The organism is Algoriphagus sp. 10J20-15 (assembly GCF_055809615.1).
Map to the genome: position 1 here is coordinate 188,021 of NZ_JBVVUG010000004.1, position 21,151 is coordinate 209,171.

At 40.8% G+C, this 21,151-nt stretch carries 17 protein-coding genes; all 17 read right to left on the minus strand.

The features are described from left to right. Positions 1–302: 302 nt before the first annotated feature. The 17 genes from AC0L6R_RS02580 to AC0L6R_RS02660 all read right to left on the minus strand — a co-directional run bounded on the left by AC0L6R_RS02580 (position 303) and on the right by AC0L6R_RS02660 (position 21,147). Entirely contained in the window at positions 303–1,088 is a 786-nt protein-coding gene (locus AC0L6R_RS02580; protein ID WP_283413540.1) for a DUF1206 domain-containing protein, read from the minus strand. Positions 1,089–1,334: 246 nt separating this feature from the next. Next, positions 1,335–1,712, minus strand: a complete 378-nt coding sequence (locus tag AC0L6R_RS02585) for a hypothetical protein (protein WP_473269797.1) — start codon at positions 1,710–1,712, stop codon at positions 1,335–1,337. Between the two features lie 525 nt (positions 1,713–2,237). Beyond that, positions 2,238–2,822, minus strand: coding sequence for a hypothetical protein (locus tag AC0L6R_RS02590; protein ID WP_473269798.1), 585 nt, complete (start codon positions 2,820–2,822; stop codon positions 2,238–2,240). A gap of 411 nt (positions 2,823–3,233) precedes the next feature. Then, entirely contained in the window at positions 3,234–3,605 is a 372-nt protein-coding gene (locus AC0L6R_RS02595; protein ID WP_473269799.1) for a restriction endonuclease, read from the minus strand. A 28-nt stretch (positions 3,606–3,633) separates the two neighbouring features. Then, a complete protein-coding gene (locus AC0L6R_RS02600) occupies positions 3,634–4,116 on the minus strand; it encodes a winged helix-turn-helix domain-containing protein (RefSeq protein ID WP_473269800.1) in 483 nt (160 codons plus the stop codon). 241 nt (positions 4,117–4,357) lie between these two features. Then, positions 4,358–4,543 (minus strand): ComEA family DNA-binding protein, encoded by a 186-nt coding sequence (locus AC0L6R_RS02605; RefSeq protein WP_473269801.1) that lies wholly within the window; start codon positions 4,541–4,543, stop codon positions 4,358–4,360. Next, entirely contained in the window at positions 4,527–6,545 is a 2,019-nt protein-coding gene (locus tag AC0L6R_RS02610) for a phage tail protein (protein WP_473269802.1), read from the minus strand. The genes AC0L6R_RS02605 and AC0L6R_RS02610 overlap by 17 nt, the downstream gene beginning before the upstream one ends. Beyond that, complete coding sequence (locus AC0L6R_RS02615) at positions 6,523–6,711, minus strand: hypothetical protein (protein WP_473269803.1); 189 nt, start codon at positions 6,709–6,711, stop codon at positions 6,523–6,525. The genes AC0L6R_RS02610 and AC0L6R_RS02615 overlap by 23 nt, the downstream gene beginning before the upstream one ends. 19 nt (positions 6,712–6,730) lie before the next feature. Further along, on the minus strand, positions 6,731–8,296 hold the full coding sequence (locus AC0L6R_RS02620; RefSeq protein WP_473269804.1) for an eCIS core domain-containing protein: 1,566 nt from the start codon (positions 8,294–8,296) through the stop codon (positions 6,731–6,733). Position 8,297: 1 nt separating this feature from the next. Continuing rightward, a complete protein-coding gene (locus tag AC0L6R_RS02625) occupies positions 8,298–8,486 on the minus strand; it encodes a hypothetical protein (protein WP_339869891.1) in 189 nt (62 codons plus the stop codon). Then, on the minus strand, positions 8,483–9,832 hold the full coding sequence (locus AC0L6R_RS02630) for an ATP-binding protein (RefSeq protein ID WP_473269805.1): 1,350 nt from the start codon (positions 9,830–9,832) through the stop codon (positions 8,483–8,485). The genes AC0L6R_RS02625 and AC0L6R_RS02630 overlap by 4 nt, the downstream gene beginning before the upstream one ends. Further along, on the minus strand, positions 9,826–11,403 hold the full coding sequence (locus AC0L6R_RS02635; protein ID WP_473269806.1) for a contractile injection system tape measure protein: 1,578 nt from the start codon (positions 11,401–11,403) through the stop codon (positions 9,826–9,828). Before AC0L6R_RS02635 ends, AC0L6R_RS02630 begins: the two co-directional genes overlap by 7 nt. Further along, positions 11,403–15,047 (minus strand): Ig-like domain-containing protein, encoded by a 3,645-nt coding sequence (locus AC0L6R_RS02640; protein ID WP_473269807.1) that lies wholly within the window; start codon positions 15,045–15,047, stop codon positions 11,403–11,405. Before AC0L6R_RS02640 ends, AC0L6R_RS02635 begins: the two co-directional genes overlap by 1 nt. 11 nt (positions 15,048–15,058) lie before the next feature. Further along, a complete protein-coding gene (locus AC0L6R_RS02645; protein ID WP_473269808.1) occupies positions 15,059–16,762 on the minus strand; it encodes a hypothetical protein in 1,704 nt (567 codons plus the stop codon). Then, the gene (locus tag AC0L6R_RS02650; protein WP_473269809.1) at positions 16,722–19,295 is read right to left on the minus strand and encodes a hypothetical protein; all 2,574 of its coding nucleotides are present in this window, start codon (positions 19,293–19,295) and stop codon (positions 16,722–16,724) included. Before AC0L6R_RS02650 ends, AC0L6R_RS02645 begins: the two co-directional genes overlap by 41 nt. An 11-nt stretch (positions 19,296–19,306) precedes the next feature. Beyond that, positions 19,307–19,567 (minus strand): hypothetical protein, encoded by a 261-nt coding sequence (locus AC0L6R_RS02655; protein ID WP_473269810.1) that lies wholly within the window; start codon positions 19,565–19,567, stop codon positions 19,307–19,309. Then, complete coding sequence (locus tag AC0L6R_RS02660; RefSeq protein WP_473269811.1) at positions 19,555–21,147, minus strand: hypothetical protein; 1,593 nt, start codon at positions 21,145–21,147, stop codon at positions 19,555–19,557. The genes AC0L6R_RS02655 and AC0L6R_RS02660 overlap by 13 nt, the downstream gene beginning before the upstream one ends. Positions 21,148–21,151 lie beyond the last annotated feature (4 nt).

The window sequence follows — 21,151 nt, forward strand, 5'->3', positions numbered from 1 at the left end:
CTTTTCTGGCCATTAAGAAAAGAAACAAAATTTATTTTATCCTTATCCTGAGCGTTTTTTTGGATTGGGTAGCTTGAGTCTAGAATGTCGGATTCTTTGTTTTTTGATGTAATAGAAGCCTTTTTCTCTCTGCCTCAAGCAATAAACGCCGCGCATATGAAGATGAAGATATGAATCCCACTCGCTCAAGTTTGTAGGGAATTGTTCTATAGTTTAGAACTTTTTGAAACCTGAAAATAGGAATTGAAAACTTAAATGGGAGGATGGAAATACGTTTTTAAACTTCACCTTCCAGGCTTAGCTTAAACCCTCTTCATGTCACGATACCAGGCATTAATCAACAAAAATATGCCATACATAGCCAGGCCTAAGGCTACTAACGATAATACAATTGTACCGAATTCATCTTGAAGAAAGCTAAACGCATCCTTGGTGCCTCCTGCTTCCTCAGTACTGTAGGAAAAGGCGGCTCTATACGTCAGAAATGCAACCACTCCAATGACTATTCCCCTTGAGGTATGGCCAATTTTTCCAAGGGTAATCATTAATTTTTCTGTTTTAGGACCCAAATTTTGAGCTTTCATTCTCTTTTTATACAAATTGGTGTAGGCAATGACCATTTGAAAAATTGCTCTCCCTAGGATGATGGTAGCAATAATTAGCACGATGATCTGACCGGACGGCTTAGTTAAGGCACTTGTAATTAAAGATTCTTGCCCGTCTCCCGATCCACTTCCTGATCCGATTAGAATCTCAAAAGCTGAAAAGGCTAAAAGGCCGTAAAAAACACCACTGGAAAAGAACCCTAACCTATTTCCTATTCCTTTCAAATCAGTTCCTTCCTTATCCGGATCCTTGATAGCTTGATAAAAACGCCAAAATACGTAAGCCACTAATCCAATGGCCGTGATTCCGAGTAAAATGGTGCCAACGGTATTGTTTTGTAAAAACTTTAGCGCATCACTAGTACCCGATTTTGTACCCCCGGAACCTATAGCTGCCATAAAGGTGAGCACGCCCATTAGCGTGTACACAAAACCCTTGGTGGCAATACCAAAACGCGCAATATTCTCTTTGTTAAAATTCATGAGTTGTTCAAAACATTGCCCGATCAAGCAAACTATTTTCCTAATATAAATGATTTTGAAAAGAAGGAGCCTAGGAAATGGGATTGGTGGTTTTGCGGGCATTGCGAGGACTCATGTTCTGGGCATAAAACTTCAGATAAAAAGGTGAACATTCAGAATCCAGCTATAAAAATTCAGAAAAAATTAAAAGGTGTAGTCTTCGAGAATTATCGCGAAAACTATACCTAGAGGAGGTGAATTGAAATCTCAATCACTTTTTTTATATACAATCTCTAAAGATCTAATCCCAGAAGACTCAATTTCTGTTAGATTTTTTGAATCAATGATAAATGATGTTTTTGAAATGTCTTTCAAGATCGTTTTACCAGATTGCGCATTTAAGGTCAAAGTATCATGCCGGATTGTATAATTTCCAGAGGATGTAATTTCTCTAGAGGAATAACCCATTTCCCATGTTTGATCATCATAAAGCGCAAGCCAGATTCCACCTAGTGGAGCTTCTCGGTATGCAGATAAAATTAAGTGATCTGATTTTTGATTGATTGGGAAAAGGAATAAATCAACAGTTATTATTAGTAAAATCACCCCAATGGTACTGGAAAAGGTCCATGCTGCAATTTTCAACTTACCTTTTTTATGTCGGCTGAAAATGGTGATTATCAGAATAATTAAGCAAACCGAAGTCCCTAAAATCCCTACAAATAACTTAATCAGACCTGAGATTAACATAATTTATAAGTGGAATGAACCTGTAGATGGTCAAGATAACTTCTATTTATTTGATTTTTTGAAGAAACAATTCAATGGAAAAAAAACAGGTACACTAAAATCAAGGGTGATAAGAAAGTGACAAATAATGGAGGAAAAGCGATTGGTAGGCCCGTAATCCCAATCAAAATAGACTTCCATGGTTTATTAGAACTGTCTACTGAATAAATAGTTGTTGCAATGTAATTAGGTAAGCCAAGAACAAATACTACAAACCAGTAGGGCTCAAGAAATTGGCTTTCAACAGTAAAATTAAGAATGACCCATGTGAAAAACACAACAAGTGAGATTATTGAAAATCGTTTTAAAGTTTTGATATAGTTAGTGTTTAAAACTTGAATTCAATTTCAAAAATGCAGAAGCACATTTCATTGGACATTATCATTTGGTTTCATCAATCAAATCTAGAAATTTATTAAGGCAGTCTAAGAAGATCTCACGTTGTTCAATATAAACGAATTCTTGTTTTTGGACAGGTTCATGCGCTGAGTAGATTCTAGGACCAGAAGAAGAACTAATAAATTCAAAGTTTTCAGAAACTCCATCCATGATTGATTGATGGAGGATAGTTCCGTTTCCTAAATCTTTTTTAGCCCAATTCAACGAGTCTTGATTTAAGGAATAAAATCCTCTGGATTCGAAGTAATTCAAAAGGATATTTACTTTTTCTTTTTCAAGGATTCGCGATTTCGCTTTAGACTTTTTAATCTTTTCTTCCTTAAGTTCAAATGACCATTTTTTTAGTTCCCAATCAGTTCCATTAAAGGTTAGGACAGTATATTCTTGTCGTTTAAACCAGAATGACTTCTGGATATAACCTAGAATAAACTCATATTCAGGGTAAAACTTCTTGAATAAATAAGATTGATCCTCAACTGATTCATTTACGTTCGAGTCAAATTCTGGAATCTGGCCAAAAGAATTCAGTGAAGTTAGAACTATGATTAAAAATGGGAGAATTTTCATTTGGGATAAATCTTTCCAGGAATATAAATAGAAAGGTGTAGCTGCAAATTACATCTAGCGGCCGTTTCTAATAATTTTCTTATTTCAATTTAGGAGGATATAATATTGCTTCTTTAACAACCTTAGCAACAGAATCTCTAGTAATTTTTTTATGCTTGCAATATTCACTTTGAAACCAGTCTTCTAGAAGTTTTGCCCCCTTACTTGCGTTGCATGACATACAACAAAGTGAAATATTGTCGACCCCGTTGATTCTAATATCGTTAATAATATGTTCCCATGAAGGTTTAGATTTTCTGTCTCCCTTAGAATCAGAAAACTCAATCCTACAGTAAACACAACAGGAATCTCTTACTCTTACAAAGGTTTCAACATCTTTTGGTATGCCCCATCTGTTTGCCATTATTTCAATTATTCTCCATCAAAAAAGTCATTATCAAGTTCTTTTACCTCATAAATAGTTTTGACTTGAACTCCCACATTGTATTCATGGAGCAGGTCTACGAGCTTAATTCCATCGATAAGAATAATCGTATGGTGTGCATCATTTGCTTTTTTTACAGCTCCAGGATCAAATGTGGAAGTGGTTACAAAGACACCTTTTTGGGTATCTCCACTCATAGCTCCTATAAAGTTTCGAATATCCTTTTCACGAACTTTGTTTTCGCCATATCTTTTTGCTTGAATATAAATTTTGTCTAACCCCAGCTTGTCTTCATTGATGATCCCATCAATTCCACCATCTCCTGTTTTAGAGGTTTCTACAAATTCCCCGTATCCCATTTTCTTAAGAAGGATAAGAATTACTTTTTCAAAGTAGAATGGATACGATTGACTTTAATTTCTCTAGCAACTCATCTTTTACTTGAATATCGATTGAGTTAAATCCTTCATCAATTAGATCTTGCGGAGATGCATTTGAAATTTTAGATGGAGTTGAGTCAGGTTTTGGGTTCTCCTCATTATAAAACTTTAAAAAATTATCAGAGTTTTCAACTTGACTCAATGTTAAATTGGAAGAGCTTTGCATTTTGCCCTTTTCAGTAATTCGGACTAAGCCTCTTTTGGGAAACTGAATGTAACCACCCTTTTTTAAATAAGACTTTCCCCAAGCAATTCTATTAAATATTAAGAGGTCACCACTTTTTGTTTTTTCTTCTAATTGTGCCTTTGATAAATTAGAATAGAATCGATCGATAACCATTTGATACATTTCTCTTGCTTGATGGGTTTCCCCATTCTCTAGTACTTTCAAAATAGGTATGAATGTTTCGTGGAATTTAGGTATTTCCATAAGGTCAATTTCTAGATGATATTATCCTAAAGTAATTGAAATCATTAATAACGAAAACTGTCTGCTTAGCTCCAATACCCCATACAGGATATTTTTCCTCACCCTTCCCTCTGATACCATCTAATTAAAGTGGGTATTTATTTAGGAATATGGAATAAGGTATTTTAGGAATAAGTAATTGGTTAAAATGAATCAGGGAAATGATTCATTAAAAAATTTCAAGATCATTTATGCATTTAATCTAACGTTTGGCTCTGCTCGTAAAATGGCTACCGTTGCAGGTCCAATTCACTGGGGCAGCATCTAATTCTGCATAGGTAGTTATACGTTTTTTATTTCTCTGAGTGATTATAGCTTGTGCTCTTACTTCGCCTAAACCATGAACTCTTTGAAGGACTTCAATAGGAGAATCATTTAGATAGACCATAAAGTTTAGCCTTCCTGTTCCAAAAACCAGGGATGGAAGATTTGTTGTGAGCAATATTAGATGGAATATCCCAGTTTGCAGGCTGAGTTGCAGCAGGCACCCAATTATTATTGGTGTACTCTAGCTCTTGAAGACTGAAATTTAAGCTATCGGCTACATAGGTGTCAGGGTCACTTTTGACTCCATTACTTAAGTTTTGAGAGTAATTTACCTCAACTTCATATCGAACGACTTTACCCTCATCGATTATATGCTGCTTTGCAAAACGCTCAAACTTAGAATTCATCTCAGAATTTGTTTGTTTTGCGATTGGAGTAAGGTTCCAGGAAACATTTCCTGGGCCATGAAGCTTATGGTTTAGAAGGTGCCCTTCCACAATATAGTTTGGATAATTCATCTTCAATAACCTACCTAATCCAGTGGTATAGGTTGGTTGGCTACCAGCTAAACCACCGGGATCCAAGCTCAGCGGATTTACTACCACATGTTTACCCATTTCCATTCCAGCTCCTGAGACTTTATCTTGTATTTCTAATCTAGTTTGAGGAATAGGTGGCCCCCCAATTGCATTTAGAATTGAAACAATCTTTTCAAATTCCCTCATGATTATTTGACCTTTTTCTACTCCTTGCCCCTCTCTATTTCTGTCTATTTCACTTGCGGAGGTTTGTAGTTCAGCGACTTTGGGGTCAGGTATTGCTTTTCCATTCCAGCTTTTACTTGAGATAATCTGGCCAAGAGTTTTTGGATCAGCGCTGGCTATAATGATTTGTGCTTGTGGGCTTGAATCTTCAAAATATGCTTCATGCTGCTCACCGTTTGGAAGGGTAAATCTTTTTCTAAATCCAAGCCAACCAAGAACAGCGTCCGCAGCATTCCTCCCCGCCTGTAAAATCGCTCCTCCCACGCTTATCGCCCGATCAATCAACCAGTCAATCGCGGCATTTACCCGATCTCGTAGGCCGCCGATCATTTCAGCTATTCTTGCTCCCAGACCTCTCAGTCCAACTTGATTTGCTAAAAATCCAATAGCCACAGGGACAGCTTTAGCCAATGCAGCCTCTAGGAAATTAGCTGCATCTGCAATGTTACCACGGGCGATATTCGCTACGCCAGCAACAAAGGAATTGACGATTTCCAGCATTTCCCGAAGCTTCTCAATAAAGGATTGAATGGCTCGATAAAATGCTATAAAACTATTGACCACCGCCATGATTCCGGTAGGGTCGAGCATCGAAAGCAATCTAGTGGTGACCTGAGTGATGATCTGAGTGACCACCCAGTTCTGCACCTGCTCCAGCACCATAGTCCAGAGGTTGCTCAATTGCTCCTGTACATATTCCCAGATCGCAATTGGGCCACGCTCCCACACGTCCTTGATGAAAGTCCAGATCCCAGTCAGGGTATCGATCGCTCCACGGATCTGAGCGACCCGCTCTGGTCCGAGTTTCATTTCCAGTCTTTCCCATACATTGTCCATGGTCAGACCAAGGACATCCAACACAAATCCTAGAATACTTTCGAAGGTCAAATCAGCGGGCGGATTGATCCCAGCAGATGCTAATTCTCCAAATAGCCAATCTCTCAAGCCTCCAAGTAGGTGTGTGAGAATATTATCAAAAAACTGTACAAATCCTTGCTTGACAGCAGCTAGTAGATTTCTAATAAATCCGATTGGATCCCTCTTGATATCAGCAAAAGCACTTTGTGCATTGGCGATTATCTGCTGAATAGTATCAATAGGGAAGTTCATCACCACCAGGATCACCTCCACCAAGATCTGCACTATGGTGACTACAAAGGCAAAAAGGCGTTGAACAGGCGCAGCTAGCGTCTCAACTATTCGGAGAAATGCATCAATTGGATGAAAGACATCCTGAATGGAAAAGCTATTCCAAAGACCAAGGAATAGTCCTGTGATATACCCCCAAGAAAAATTAAGGGTTGCTACGGCATCATCAATTCTGGAAGCAGTTTGCTCAATCGCTCCCGTTTCCTGCATTTGCTGGAATTGTGCCTCTCCGCCATGGCATCAGGCTCATAAATCCTCGAATCAGATTAACCGTCGTTCTTGGGACAACTTCTTCAGTAAACGGATCTTTTTCGAGAATTACAGTAAGCAGATGAAAGCCCTGTTGCTCCCTTGCATAGGCAGAAAGCTGTGCCAAAAGAGCTGTTTTGATAAACTCAAGGACCTTGATGGCAACGTTGCCTGCAAAAGTGAAAACACGGGTAGTGAACGGTGTGAATATGGCCACCGTTCTCTGAAATGCACCCATTGGATCCCGGATATCTTCCAGTGAAAATGCATTTCCAGGCTGTTTCAAATAGTCCTCTAACTTCCTCAAAGCTGAAGTTTAAAGCGGCGAGTTCAGCATCGATCCAATCAGCAGTTTCCTGAATGGTACCCTCAGCTTGCATACGCTCTAGCTCTTCTTCTTTTCCGATCAGGAGTAAAAATGCTTCGATTTTCTCAGCCGTGGTAGAGTTTACTTCCTCACCTGTGAGTGGGTCGTGTCCGAGTAATTTGGTCAGTAATGGATATCCAGGGAAAGAGTCGGCAAGTGCTTTCAGACCTGCCATTAATGCATCTTTGATTAGGGTGAATATCTGGTCTTTTACCCTACCTGCAAAAGTGACTATGTCTCGATAGAGTTGTCCAAAAGTCTGATCCAGAATCCTAATATTCCCATCCCAGCCTTCCGTAAGCCCCATTCGGTCCCAAGCTTCTTCCAATGTATCACTCAGTCTGCTGGAAGTTAGATTGAGAGAAGTCATCTCGCTTTCTACCCAAGTAAAGGCATCGTTGATGATTCCTAGTTCATCCAGCTTATTGTAAAGTAGCATCCCGAAAACCGGAATAAGCCCTAAAAGTCCACGAAGGAGATTTGGACCATTTCTTTCAACACTTCTGCCGGCCAATGGGTCATATCCGATAATAACAGTTAGTAAGGAATAGCCTGGAATGTAGCTGGCAAACTCAGCCAATCCCTCTCTCACAGCCCAAGGCAGGCGCTGTACTTGAGGTTCAGTTGAGCTAATCTGCTGAAGTGGCATTCGCTGAACAGGAGCAGCTCCTTGCTGTACGGTATGGGTCAACTCATGGGCTAGCAAATGCTTACCCTGAGAAGATTCCGGTTGATATTTTCCTTCGTTGAAATAGACATCATTTCCGTGCGTGAATGCCTGTGCTCCAAGAGCATTGCTCATTCCAACTGCCTGAGAATCGGTGTGAATGCTGACTCCGCTAAAATCCGCTCCAATCTTACTTCCCATTTCCGCTTGAACTGGTGCGGGAAGTGCTTGGCCTGAACCTTTACTCTGGGTGATTTGTGAAGAAATGTCTGGAGAAGTTGTAGCTGTGCCATCTGCCGAAAGTTGGATAGATTCTTCCTCTTCTTCCTGTCTTTGGATTGTTTTGGAAAAATCTGGGCTGAGTTGGATGGATTCTTCTTCTTCCATGGAACTTAGTTGAAGAAGGGAACTGCTTTCTGCAAAAGGCATCATTTGAAGCGTTTCTTCCTCCTCTTCTACTTTCATTTGAAAAGCTGCCTCAGAAGCTGATGCGGGACTCATCGCTAATGCGGGTGCTGCATTTGAAGGAGCCATCACCACGTGATTTGCTACAGACTCTGCTTCTTGTTCGTATTTGTCTCCAGGTCGACCAATTTTTAAGCTTGGCTGAATCGTATGTCTTCCCTCCCCATTTCTAAATGGCATAGGCATAGGCTTACGTTCAGCTAGAGCTCCCATATTATTTTTTTACTTCAGCTTTCATCGGAGATGCAGCTGCCAACGGTGTCATCGGCTCTTGTTCTTCTTCCACAGGAGTCATTTTCACTTCTGGTTTTTGATCTTTCTCCTTTTCCTTCTCGGCTACTACGACCACCACATCTTCCTGATCCTTATCTTGATCCTGCTTTTTTCTGACTTTCTTCCTCATATTGTCCTTCCCATTTTATGATATTCTCTTCTAACTCCTTCTTTGATATCGCCAAGCTTTACTTGGGCACTTTGCTGATCTAATGCCATCAAAAGACTATGCTGAATCACCTGAATTATAGATCCTCCTGAAAGCTCATAGGTTCTTGCCAATTCCTGCAAATCAATGCGATCTTCCAGTTCCACATTGGACGGAAATCCTTTTTTCCAGAGTTTTTTTCGTTCATCAGGTTGAGGCATAGGAAAAAAAACAGAGGCTTGAAATCTTCTCATAAAGGCTTCATCCAAGTTGTTTTTAAGGTTCGTAGCCAAAATCACCAAGCCATCGTAATCCTCAATCCGCTGTAGCAAATAAGAAACCTCTTGGTTTGCATACCGGTCATGTGCGTCGGAGACAGAAGTCCTTTTTCCAAAAAGAGCATCGGCCTCATCGAAAAATAAGATCCATCCCTTTCGCTCCGCCCGATCAAAAATCTTCGCAAGATTTTTTTCAGTTTCTCCGATATACTTTGATACCATTCGCGAGAGATCGATTCGGTAGACATCCAATCCTAGTTTTTGTCCAAGTAGCGTTGTAGTCAGCGTTTTTCCTGTGCCAGGAGGTCGATAGAAAAGCGCCTTGAAGCCGGGCTTTAGTTTCTTATGCATGCCCCATTCTTGAAGCAATTTATCCTTGTGCTTAAGCCAGATTTCAATCTCCCGAAGCTCCTCTTCAGTATGTGGATTGAGTACGAGGTCATCCCAGCTCATTTCTGTTTCCAATAATTGCGCAGGAAAATCTGCACTGAAATCAGGCTTACGAACAGTACCACTGGTTATTTCTTGAAGTGTATCTCGGGAGATAGTCAGGGTTCCATTCAGGTAGGGATCATCAGGATCCGTATCACTGAGCTTTAAATGACCTTCTTTGAAAAGTGTGGTTTCTTGACTGAGCAAGCCGAGGTATTTGAATCGCTTTGCGAGGTCGCTTCCAGCTAGGATAAAAAGAACAGTCTCGCCTGTGGGGATAAAACCGTTGTGGTTTTTGCCTTTTCTACCGCCGAATTCCGTGAAAATCTGCTGGGTCAACTGATTTTTTCCCATAAACATATCCAGCATCTGAGGCTTGATATGAGGGACAGCTGCCAAAATCAACAAGAATCTTTCCTCTGCAGATAGATTTAGTCGCTGAATAAGCCTGGCATATGAGCCAGACTCCTTTTCAAAAGTTGGAGCGGGAATTTCTAAGACGTCCCGAATACTCGAACCAGAATTGGCATTCATTGCCGATCGAGCTTTCAGAAGTGTCTGAAGCCAGTCTAGCTCTGCCTGAACTACCTCCGCATTATTTGGGGTCGATTTTACCATTCTACAGCTATTAGTTCATTCATCCAAGGCAGCTTGATCATCCCGATAGTCCAAGGCAGGCGATCCAACAGTAGATCGAAAGGCATTCGTTGGATCTGAAGTTGATAACCCTTACTAACTCTTCTAAGTGATCCTTCCCGTTGGAAAAATCCCTCAGAAACCATTTTTCCGGAGCGGCTTTTTAAAGCTGTCCATTGCTCCGCCATGCTATTAAGAAGAGATGTGATTTCTTCTTTTTCAGACAAAGTGATTTTTGGAAGTAAGCCGAGCGCTGCTGCAGGCGGAATTCCGCAAAGAAGCTTGTTAAGAATCAAATCTGTCTCGTCATATTCTTGATCTGTTCCGAGCATTTCCTGCAGAATCACTACTGCCCTCAATTGAGCTTGATCAGAAATGAATCTACCTGATTTCACCAAGCCTAAATTTTCAAAAAATCGAGGAAGAAAAGCTGCTGTCAAAACCAGACCGGCGTTGTTGATAACTATCAATTCGTCTAGGTCTGCTGCATTTGATTGCGCCAGATTATTCTCAAGAAATTCTAGCTTTTCAAGCTCAGTGTTGGCTGTGGATAACTCCTTCTTAGGTAATGATTCACTGATTAAGTTTTCCACAACGGTTTTCCAAAATGAAGTAACCGAGGGTAGAAATTTTTCGACTTTTGAAAAATCAATATTCTTATTCCTAATCAAATTGAGAGATTCAGAGGCTGTTTTTCCGTCCTCTGAGGTAGATTTATTGCTACTGAATTGGACAATAAACCTGCTCATGAAAATCAGAAATTGCGCTGTTTCTACAGCTTTCTTTTTTTCCTGCGTTTTCAATGATGCAAATCCAGATTGGATAAATGAAGTGAGCCCAGTCTTTCTTCCAAATAGCGAAAACAAGACAACGGCACTTAACCAAAATCGAATTTCAGCTTTCTTGAGGATTGATTCAGTAAGCAATAGTTCGAGGAAGTTTAAAATGAGTTTGAACTCAAGTTTGGTAGGTCCTGAGCCACTTTGAATTAGGCTTTCCAGGTCATTGTCGGTAAGAAGAACAGACAGTCTTTTTGCCGTAGCCATGGAAATAGGATTTTCCTTCAACCAGGATTTGAGTAAGGAATGATTTTCATTCAGTACTTGATTGAAAAGCGATTGAATGGATTTTTTTTCTTTGGATGAAGTCCACCAAGGAAGTCTCCCGTGAATAAAGTAAAAAGTGATTTTTTCCCAGTCCGAATGACTTTTAGATAATCCAGGTTTTTCTTTCTTGAAAGTAGAAGTGGAGGTCGGATCAGCAAAAATTCCTTTTTCTAAGTAGATTTTCCTGAGCTGATCTTCTAGCACATCTCTCAGCCTATCACGCATCATTTTTTCGGGCAGATCAGCAGGGAATCTTCCTAAGTCAAGTTCTAATTTTTCTATCCTGAGAGACCAACTTTTGGGGCTATATTCATCAAATACCTGCTCCATCAATGGAATTAAGACATTTTTATAGCGTTCCTGAAGCAAGTTTTGCCCAGATAAAGCAATTTCCTTATTCTGAAAGTTTGCTTCTATAAGTTGCCGATGGATCAAATGTGAAGCCATTATTTACCCAGGATTTTGCCAATTAACACACTCTTATTGTCAGCAGAGCTGGTGGATATTGACTTTTCCTTGAGAATATTAATCAATGTGTCTTTCTTCAGAAGAGTGAGGTCCTTTTCAGTCAAGGCGGAGTCAGTGATTGCAGCTCTGTAAGTTTCATCTAGGACGGTTTTATCAGAAGTTTCCAAATAGGACACTTTATTTGAGTCCAAGATTACCTTGATTTCATCGGCAGTTAATAGCTCGGAGGACACTCTACCCACAATCACTCGTCGAGCACCGCAATTACTATTTTGGTATTCCTCAATTCTTGTCGCATACAGTTTTGGACTTATACTAGCTGAGTCTATGCCTACACTTTCCAAAATCATTTTTTGAATTTCCGAAGAACTTGCAGTCATTTCGCGAAGTTCTGTGGAGGTGAAGCCAGCAGTTGATCTTAGGCTTTCCAGCAGATTAGTGATCACTTCAGGAAGGTTTCCTGATGGACGAGTCAATTGTCTGTCTTTTGCTACGGCTCGAATGAAATCTTCTTGCCATGTGGAGATAATTGCGATGGAATAACATTCTCTGGCTGGTTTAGGACTTGGAACCAACGTTACGTTCGCTTCACTTTGGCTGCAGATTTCCACCTCTTGGTTTTCAAATCCGTCAAATTCAAATAGTAATGTTTGGCCAGGCGATTGGAATTGGACTTCGTATATTCCCTCACCATTAGTAAATGTGTTTATATCTTCCCCAACCACCGTCACCCGTACTTTGGAAAGAACATTTCCATCCACTCCAGTCACAGTCCCTTTCACTCCTAGCGAAGTACATTCTGGAGTTACTATTGCTCCACAATTTTTCCCCTGATGATCCAAGATTGCTTGTTCTTGTTGTTGATAAGTCATCTGATCAGTTAGGAGTCCTAGGCAACTCAGTAGCTGCCTCCTTGATTGCTCATCTTCCAATACGCTGAACCTAATTTCGTCAATTGAGAAGCCTTTTGTATCTGTGAGACTTTTCAGAAGCAAGTCAACAGCACGAGAATCCGACTCGTTTGCTGCTTCAATTTTTCTTTCCTCCAGTGTCTGTCTTACTCGTTCAATTCCCCAGCAATTAAGCACTTCAATAGAATAACAACCCAGTGCGCCTTTGACTAAAATGCTGACTTTTCCCTGATCGGATTGATTTGTTTTGGTATCCCGTAGGACATATTGGAAACTGTCCACCCCGGTAAATCCTGGAGCCGAAGTGTATCTGAAACTATTTGAATTTGGGTCTTTTTCTACTTTTCCATTCTGAGCGGAGGATAATCCAGACGCTAAAACAATATAGCTTCTGCCCGAAACTAAGGCGTCATTTAAGGTGATCTCCAGCTTGATTGGTTGTTCTGTATAGGCTACTGCATAATCTGGCCTGGCGAATGGAGGTAAAGAGAACCCTTGCTCTCCACAAGCATCCAGGCATGGCGAGCATTCACAACAGTAATAAGGCAAGCTGAAATCTCCGATAATGCGCTCTTGCTTCGCATCATGGAGCAAAAAGAAAGTGCCTGCTTTCAATACACCAGCCTCATGGGTAAGCCCATTGTGTTTTTTGAGGTAGGTAGAAAATAGATTTGCTTTGACAAGCTGCTGAATCCGGTTTTCATAGCTGGTATAAATTCGCTGCAGCTTGGTGAAGAAAAACAAATCTAAAATCCTATAAAGGACCGGAGAAAGCCTCATCAATATGCCATTATAGAAATCCAATTCTTTGGTGTTTTCTGGATTTGCTTTTACCTGATTCAAAAGGCCTGATTCCAACAAAGCGAAATCAATTAAGTATTGAAGTAGTTTTTTATAGGTGTTTTGAAAGGTTGTCCAAACCAAATCTTTGAGACATTCTGGCAAAGCATTAACCATCCCAACAAGTAAATCCAAAACCTCGGAAGCTTTTATATAGAACTCGTTGGATGTGAAATCCTCCTCTTCAGAGTCCTTGGCATATTCCGTCACGTAGTCAAAAATCTGTTTCAATTCCATGATCATCCCAAGCATAAAATACCGCTGGAAAGCATACTCTTCCTGAAGGTCTTTCCATCCACAATCTTCTATTAATTCTACTTTACCTACTTCACCTAAGTGAAGGGTTTCCACATGTATTGGGAGGTTGAATTGTAAAATGAGCTGATTCAAATTATTGAGTGTGCTATCTAATGGTTTTCCTAGGTGCCCTTCAATCCGCAGAAAAGGATAAGATTCTATGTCAAAGAATAGGGGAGTTTCAATAGGGTTTTTGGCCTCGATAGCCTCATCATCTGGCTGGTTATCATAAGATTGAACAGGTATTCGTGCTGGATTCACCAACTGAATATTCCCTGGATCTACCCAGCTGTTTTCCAGAGAAAACCAGGTTGATATAGCTCCTTTGGACTTGATGTCGTAATAATATGGAAGCGCACGATTTCCCAACAGCCCCAATTTTTCTTTGGAAGGAGTGATCTTGATTGGGAATTTTTCAGTGTCAGCTTTTTTAAATATATCTGTTTCAAGCTTTTCAAGCATTAAAATCACCCTTCTATGTCGCTGAATACAGGTTTCTGCAAGCAATTTCTGCTGATTGAATATGGGCGGCTGTACGAACCCATGACGATATTTTAGGAATTGGGCATGTGTTTCTGAGCTAGTTTTTGCCCGACCGAGCATCAAATGAAGTGGGAAAAGTGAGCTATCAGTCACACAATTGTACCAAAGCTCAACTGCGGAAGCACGGAATTCTCCGTATGCTTTCAGAAGTTCCTTGGCAAAATCCCAGAGGTACTGAATGCCCTGAATTTCTGCTGGATTACCTTCTATAAAAGATGAAATGGTAGAGATCTTGTTTTGTAAAGTAGCATTATCCAGCGGGTTGGAAAAGTTATACCCCTTACTTAGGATAGGTTCAAAAATGGTATAGGAAAGTGAAAGCGCTTCGAAAAATTCCTTGCTTAATGCTTGGGATATATAGTTTTGATAGTGTTTTACAAAGGCTTCATATTCATTTGATTCAGGATTTTCCGGGTAAAAGAGCGGGGTGTGCGGGAAAAATTCTGGAAGGTCTAGGGCATTTGAAAATGGTGCACGAACGTTGGAAGATTTAGTCAGAATTTTATCCAAATCCGTTCCGCTAACAACAAGCCTTCTCAGCGTAAGTAATCGATCCTGACCACGATCATCGCAAGCATTCCCAAGGCAGGATTTCAGGTCTTTGTCAAAGATTTCCAGAAAAACGAGGACATATTTATCATTTAGAAAATTGGCGGGATTAGTCAGTTTTTTTACGCCGGAGTTGTCAATAGGGACTTCTGTCAGTAATTCGAAAAGTGAAACCTCATGATCCACGTCCTTGAAAGGCTTGTAAACTACGCCCTCTGGTAAAGAATATGGGCGATAATGTGTCGCATTGAAAGTGCCTCCTTGGATCAAAAAGCCTTCGGATGTAATTCCTAATCCCTTTGTAATCTGCAGACCTTGCGGATAGGGCTGAACCTGCATTCCGCAGACTACACCAATTCCGATGAGCTTTGATCGGGTGAGCCTGCCTTGCTGATCCAGGTAGGCGGAGAGCTGGTTGAGCTGAGTACTGGTCAGTACCTGGCTACCTTCAAAAATCGGATAAGTTGAAATGATCTGGCTCATAATCGTTGTGGTTAAAATTCTCCCAGTGATGAGGAGTTGAGAATGATGGAGTTTTCCAAATTGTCATCCTCGTCACAGTCGTGAAGAGTGCCTACAGGATAGACGTTTCGGATTTGTGCCAAGGCATCAATTAGCCCTGCGAGTGTCTCAGCAAGCTTTTTGGGCTCCTGAGTAGATTTTAGCGTTTCGAGTAGCCAAAGTTTCCAGGCCAATTCCAACGCTTTCATATGGCTAGGACTAATCCAACAAATGGTCAAAAACACATGCGCTGGAGTCTCCCTTTTTATCTTTTTCTCCAGAAATCTCCTGAAGTCTGTAGTTGTAAAGCGACCTGCCCAATAAGGCAAAATCACATGCGCCATGCAGGTATAAGGATCATCAAGTGTGCAGACACATTCATCTTCTGAGTGCGGATCTAGGAGTTTATCTTCCAGGATTTCATTGACAAATCCGCCAAGTCCATCAGGAACTTTATGCTTACCTTTTACTTTTGGTCTGAGTAAAATATGCTCGATCAGATGCGTCCCTTCATGTGAGAAAAATTCCCGAACGAAAAATTGCTGTACTTTTTGAATTGCTTTTGTTTCCGCTCCGCCTAGTATTCTAAAAGAGTCTCCATTCACAGTTTTTACCTCAAACTGTCTGCTGAGAATCACGAAACCTCCGGGCTGCTCTTCGGCATTTTCAGGATTTTCTACCAAGTCAGGCCTTGGCTTTTTCTTGGTTACCAATAAAGTATTTCCATCTTCTTCTCGGATTTGATGGATGGTGTAGTAAATCAAATGCTCGGTTTCACCCTGCATAAATTGAACTTCAAAATCCTCAAAATCTTCAAAGAGTGCTGCTTGTAGCCCTGCTATTGTAATTTCATGTGCTTCTACATCTAACCCAATAATCTCAAAAGCGCGCTCGAAATGAATCTGATCAGACTTTTGCGGCATTGGATCGGCTTTGAGCTGAATAAATGGACCAATGGCTGTGGATTCAGTGATGTCCAATTCTATTGGTTCGAATCCAGCCTGAACTAGCCAAGCATCTCCCCAATCCTCATTCAAAATGGATGTGGCTAAAGGAGCATTGAAGTTAGATTCCACACTTTTAGCAAGCATACCCCCACGGATTGGATCAGTAACTGAGAATTTATAAGGTGAAGAATAAGGAGCAGGATCAGTTACATAGGCTGCTTCCATCACTCCAGCAGTACAAATCTGCCAAATAAGCTCTTCTAGCCGTTCTTCAGCTAGCTCTTGTAGCTCTGGTTCTGAAGTAGCGTCTGCAACTTCTACTTCCAAAGTTCCTTCTATCAATTTTGTCCCAGCTCCGAAAGGGGCGTCAAAAAGAGCATATTCTAAGGTGTATTTCGGAGGGGCCGAAGCCAAGCTTACCGTAATCTCAGCCTTCCAAAATGCGTCCAATGCAAGACTCAAATTTTTACGGTTTGCGAGGGGATTATTTAAGAATTCTTCTCGAAAAATCTCCCAAACTTCCGTGAGAGCAAGGTCTGCATCACCACCTTCAATGTCATCTCCAAAATCAACTTTTAAGCTTGATCCTACAGTTTTTCCATCCCAATGCAATTCAAATGAGAAGCCTGAATCTCCTGTGCTAATCTGGTAATTTTCTTTGCTTGCTCCCATCAAAAGTGCAATTTCTAACGCCAAAGCAGCTTCTTCTTTACTTTGAAAAACTGCTTTTAATTCGAATAGAACTGACATCTGAAGAATCCTTCACCTGAACTTTCCAGTTGCCAGAAGCTTCCACGAATTCAAATGCAGGAGAGAATCGGAGCCAGGAAGCAGATTTTTCTCTAATTCCCATTAATCCTTGGATCCTATTTTCCAGTCCAGACAAGTTTTCCCGATGCCAAAAATGATCTCCGATTTTGTAGTCAAATCCTTTTCCTCGGTAAGAGGAGATTTTCGGATAGTTATTGAGAAAAGCCATTTTATCCTCAATCAATCTAGCTTGGCCTTTTACAGGGTTTAGTCGCAGCGCAAGTAAACCGTAGTCGGTAAATTGCTCGGCAAAACGTGCTAACAAATGATCCAGGAAGCGATTTCTTCTAATTTGAAAGTCTTCGACCGACTCTGTAATTTCTTTGACTGTAGGCTCAAGAGCGACTAAATCCTTCCAAAGTTCTGCTCCATCAGGTGTTAGCTTTTCTAAGCTCTGGGAAAAATAAGTCGCATCAATGATTGGGTTTCCAAATTCATCAGTGCTATTATCTATGGAAAATAGGTGTCTAGTATTGGCAAGTTGACTCAAGTAATTCACCAGCATCTGCTCAAAAACCATCAAATAGGCCTTCAATTGCTGCACTTGAGGCAGATTCGGCCTCCCTTGGGATTTTGGAAGCATACCAGCTTCTGTGATACCGTAGACCAGCGGAAAGTCATTTTGGATTGAATCGTAATTTCCTGGATCTCTGAAATTTCCCGTTGGCAAATCGAAATCCATTTTAGGATAATAGATCTTTTGCTTGCGTTCCCCAGCTTTATATTCTTGCAGCAAATCCTCGACCTTCTCCCGATTTGCCCGGAAAGGCAATTCTTCCTTGTAGTAAGTGATTTTAGAAAGTTCGGTATTTAGTCTTGGGACGTAATACTCATCCACTGCTAATTCAAGACACCATCTTACACTATTAGATGGAATAGATCCGCTGGCATTATCCTGTGGTTTGTTCGCTATTTGGATACTTTTAACTGCCTTCACACCTGGAATGTCCATAATTATATGGATCAGATCCGTCACATGAATGCTGGATCTTCGGTCGGCTTTAGCTAGTTCTCCTTCATCTATAAAGCCATGTTTTAGGAGTGGTCCTTCGAAAAGTTTTTCTGTTGGGATGCATTGAGATTCCTCCCAATTTCCTAGAAATACTTGATCGTCATCCATCAAAACCGGTGAGGGGAAATTTGGACTAAGTAGGATTTCGCAGAGTTTACTGTTTTTTGGATCTGTTCTCACCTCAAGCGCCTCATAGATACCTACGTTTCCACCTGAGCCGATTATACTTAAGCTGGACTTTGGTTTTGGATAGTCAGAGGTTGGTATTTCGATCCAGATTTTTGCTGGATTTTGCTGGATCTTGGCTATCGGCAATGCTTCATTTTTGCAGCGATTGAGTATCTCTTCCAAATTGAAAAAGTTGACCTGAGGAGAAAGAAATGCGCTTATTGTTTGAAAAATCAGTGCTTCAGTTTCATTAATAGGAGCGTTTGGAGACAGTTCTATGTCTGCGCAAACCAAGATTTCCTCCACTCTCAATGCATGAAAATCCACAAAATCCTCACATAGGTTTCTATGGGCATGTAAACTCCCTTTTGCCTTCCCGAGAATCTGTCTGATTTTGGCTACTTTTTTCAGGTAAAATGCCAAGATACCCTCAGGACTAGAGTAGGTGAACGTATTTACCTGATTGCTCAAAGTTCCAAGTCCCTCAAGAGGATCAAGGCCCTCAGCCACTAATTTGTTACCTTTTAATTCAATGAGATTGCTTGGACTGAGGTCGAATTCAAGCGTAATCCCATCCGGTACATTTTGGAATTGAATGGAGATTGCACGTACATTTTTGCGGATGCTAACCGAATCTGCCCAATCGACATTGGTATCATCCCATCTTGGGAATTCAATCTGAATATCGATGACCACACCTTCCAAATCTGGGTGTTCCTCGACTTCGATTTCCATGCTAATATTATTCTCGTTGAGGTCTCCAAGATTCTCGCAAGAGTCAAACTCCAACAATACATCGTACAAAATCCCAAGTTGAAGAGCTTCTTCGGTTGTTGGAAAAGGGTTGTATGCTAAGGTTTTTTCTTTTCTGTCAGGATAAATAGCAATTTCATTGCTTTCGCGAATAATTACCCAGGCATTTTTGATTCCAGCACGAGGGCATTCTAAATCCTCTTCATCGACGACTTCCACATCCATCAAAAATTTCCGATAATCATTTATCGTGACAGGTGTAGAGGGAAGGATCTCGGAAGCTGAGACAAATTGGTTTTTCAAGCTTCCAGATTCATCCGCTAGGAGATCCTGTATGGGAAAATTGCTTCGGTATCCCAAATCTGTAATTGCATAACAAAGTACTTCCAGAATGGTGATGCCAGGGTCATGACTATTGTAGTCAGTCCATATTTTTCCTCCCACGCGTTGGATATAGCTGACTGCTTCAGTGCGCAGCAGCTCATAATCCATGCTTTTGATGGTAGGTTTCGCTTTCGATATGGTTATTGACTGTTCCATTTTTTCAAGTATCAAAATGCCTCATCCAAGTCCTCGTCTTCTACAGATGCGATGCTCGCAGCTGGTTTTATTTCATTGTCCTCGCAGAGGCAATCCTCAGTTTCCAACACTTCAATAAGATGATCTCCATAGGAATTCAATGTGCCGATTGACCCAAGGACCGAAACTCCGCGGCTGCCTTTGGCAGCCTCTACTCTGGTTCTTGAAAGAAGTTCTCCAGAAACTGGATTTTTGACCAGATGGTAAAGTTCAAAGCAGGTCAAGTAGTCCACATATTCCAGTTTTTCCACAAAGTGAAGTACCACTGAGCTGTGTAAAGATTCGGTGAAAGTCCAATCGAAATCCGTTTTAAATGCCCAAGGAGAAAGGAAAGCCTTGAGATCATCTTCCAGTTTTCTGGCAAAAAAGTTCTTGTCCGCCAGGAGTGAAATTTCACTTTTGTTCTGACCTGAATCTCCTCAAATACTGGATTTACCACATGTAGGAAAACTCCCTGAGGATATATTCTTGTGATAAAATCTCGGATTGTAGACAGCTGGGCTACACTTGCCTTAGGACGAAGCGGGTCGATGGCATTTTTATTCTGCACATTTGAGATGATGACTAGGGTCACATTCCTAGGAGCCAAAGCCCGGTACTTTGTCAGATCTCCATCGTAAGAAGTATGGTTAAGGCTCTTTACCTGATACACTTCAGGGAATTCCTCCAAAACTAAATGCTCGTAATCCCAAGATGTGATCGCACGTAGCTTATGGCGAATCCGCTCAGCAATTCGTTGGTAAAAATCATTGGAGGATTCAGCAGTTTTGCCTCCAAAGGACGAAAAAGGCTGCTGGATTTTACTGATCGCACTTTCACCTATTTTAAGTTTGCTGATAGTTTCTGCTGAGATTGCTTTCCCAACCCGCAAAGGATCGTTTTCGAAGGATTCAAACTTTGTCTTGACGGCTTGTGCTAGAACTGCAATAAAATCAGGGATAGCATCCGAATCAGAATTGACTGAAGCTTTCAGCCAAGTAAGCTGATCTGTCAGAATCGTATGCGTATTATCTGCCTCTCGGGGCATAGCAAAGGATACCAATCCACTTTGAATCAGTCCATTTGTTTCATCAATTAGGACGGAATATTTATCAAATTCTTTCCATTGATTGCCTGCCAAATAGCTCCAATTGACATGAGGAACAGGTTTCTCAGGATTGGCAGAGCCATCCAGAATCTGAATTAAGAGCTGAATGTTTTGTGATTTTTGATGAGAAGAAAGTCCAATTAGCAATTCTCCTTCATCAGAATAGTTAGGCAGCAATGGTGAACTCTCATTCTGTCCTGAAACTTTGGCTTCGCCAAACGCCCCGAGATGAAAAAAACCATCCCATTTACTTTGTTTCAAATTCAGTTCTTCCTCAGAAGTGTAATCTAGACTAACCGTTTGAAGTTCTGGGGTATATGGCTCTTTAGGAAGAGCTATATCAGTAATTGTTGGTGAAGCTTGTGAAAGTGCAGCCTTGGCAAAAAGTAGAGGGTATTCCTTGTGTCCAAAATCTGGGCTGTTCAGTTTTAATCGAAGAAAACCACGGTTGGAAGCTGGGGACCATTGGGTAAGGTGCTCTAAATCGGGATCTTTTGTGATTGAATTCCAAGCTGCACCGCTGAGATTTATCGTTTTGTCAGTGCTTAGTGGAAGACTATTATTTCCTTGAAATAGTGATTTTGATGCGTTGATGGGTTTCCAGGTTTTCTGATCCAAGAAATCCATAGCTGCTGTAAAGCTCTGGTTATTTCGAGTTTCATAACCTGCATATTGATCTTCAAATCCCGTGGTAGCTTCCGGTAGTCCATGCCATTTGAATTTCAACTCA

Coding starts and splice junctions, on each gene's coding strand:
- AC0L6R_RS02645 (WP_473269808.1), bottom strand. CDS start 16,762: ATGTCAGTTCTATTCGAATTAAAAGCAGTTTTTCAAAGTAAAGAAGAA.
- AC0L6R_RS02590 (WP_473269798.1), bottom strand. CDS start 2,822: ATGAAAATTCTCCCATTTTTAATCATAGTTCTAACTTCACTGAATTCT.
- AC0L6R_RS02650 (WP_473269809.1), bottom strand. CDS start 19,295: ATGGAACAGTCAATAACCATATCGAAAGCGAAACCTACCATCAAAAGC.
- AC0L6R_RS02630 (WP_473269805.1), bottom strand. CDS start 9,832: ATGGTAAAATCGACCCCAAATAATGCGGAGGTAGTTCAGGCAGAGCTA.
- AC0L6R_RS02620 (WP_473269804.1), bottom strand. CDS start 8,296: ATGGGAGCTCTAGCTGAACGTAAGCCTATGCCTATGCCATTTAGAAAT.
- AC0L6R_RS02600 (WP_473269800.1), bottom strand. CDS start 4,116: ATGGAAATACCTAAATTCCACGAAACATTCATACCTATTTTGAAAGTA.
- AC0L6R_RS02635 (WP_473269806.1), bottom strand. CDS start 11,403: ATGGCTTCACATTTGATCCATCGGCAACTTATAGAAGCAAACTTTCAG.
- AC0L6R_RS02610 (WP_473269802.1), bottom strand. CDS start 6,545: ATGCAGGAAACGGGAGCGATTGAGCAAACTGCTTCCAGAATTGATGAT.
- AC0L6R_RS02625 (WP_339869891.1), bottom strand. CDS start 8,486: ATGAGGAAGAAAGTCAGAAAAAAGCAGGATCAAGATAAGGATCAGGAA.
- AC0L6R_RS02640 (WP_473269807.1), bottom strand. CDS start 15,047: ATGAGCCAGATCATTTCAACTTATCCGATTTTTGAAGGTAGCCAGGTA.
- AC0L6R_RS02595 (WP_473269799.1), bottom strand. CDS start 3,605: ATGGGATACGGGGAATTTGTAGAAACCTCTAAAACAGGAGATGGTGGA.
- AC0L6R_RS02605 (WP_473269801.1), bottom strand. CDS start 4,543: ATGGTCTATCTAAATGATTCTCCTATTGAAGTCCTTCAAAGAGTTCAT.
- AC0L6R_RS02580 (WP_283413540.1), bottom strand. CDS start 1,088: ATGAATTTTAACAAAGAGAATATTGCGCGTTTTGGTATTGCCACCAAG.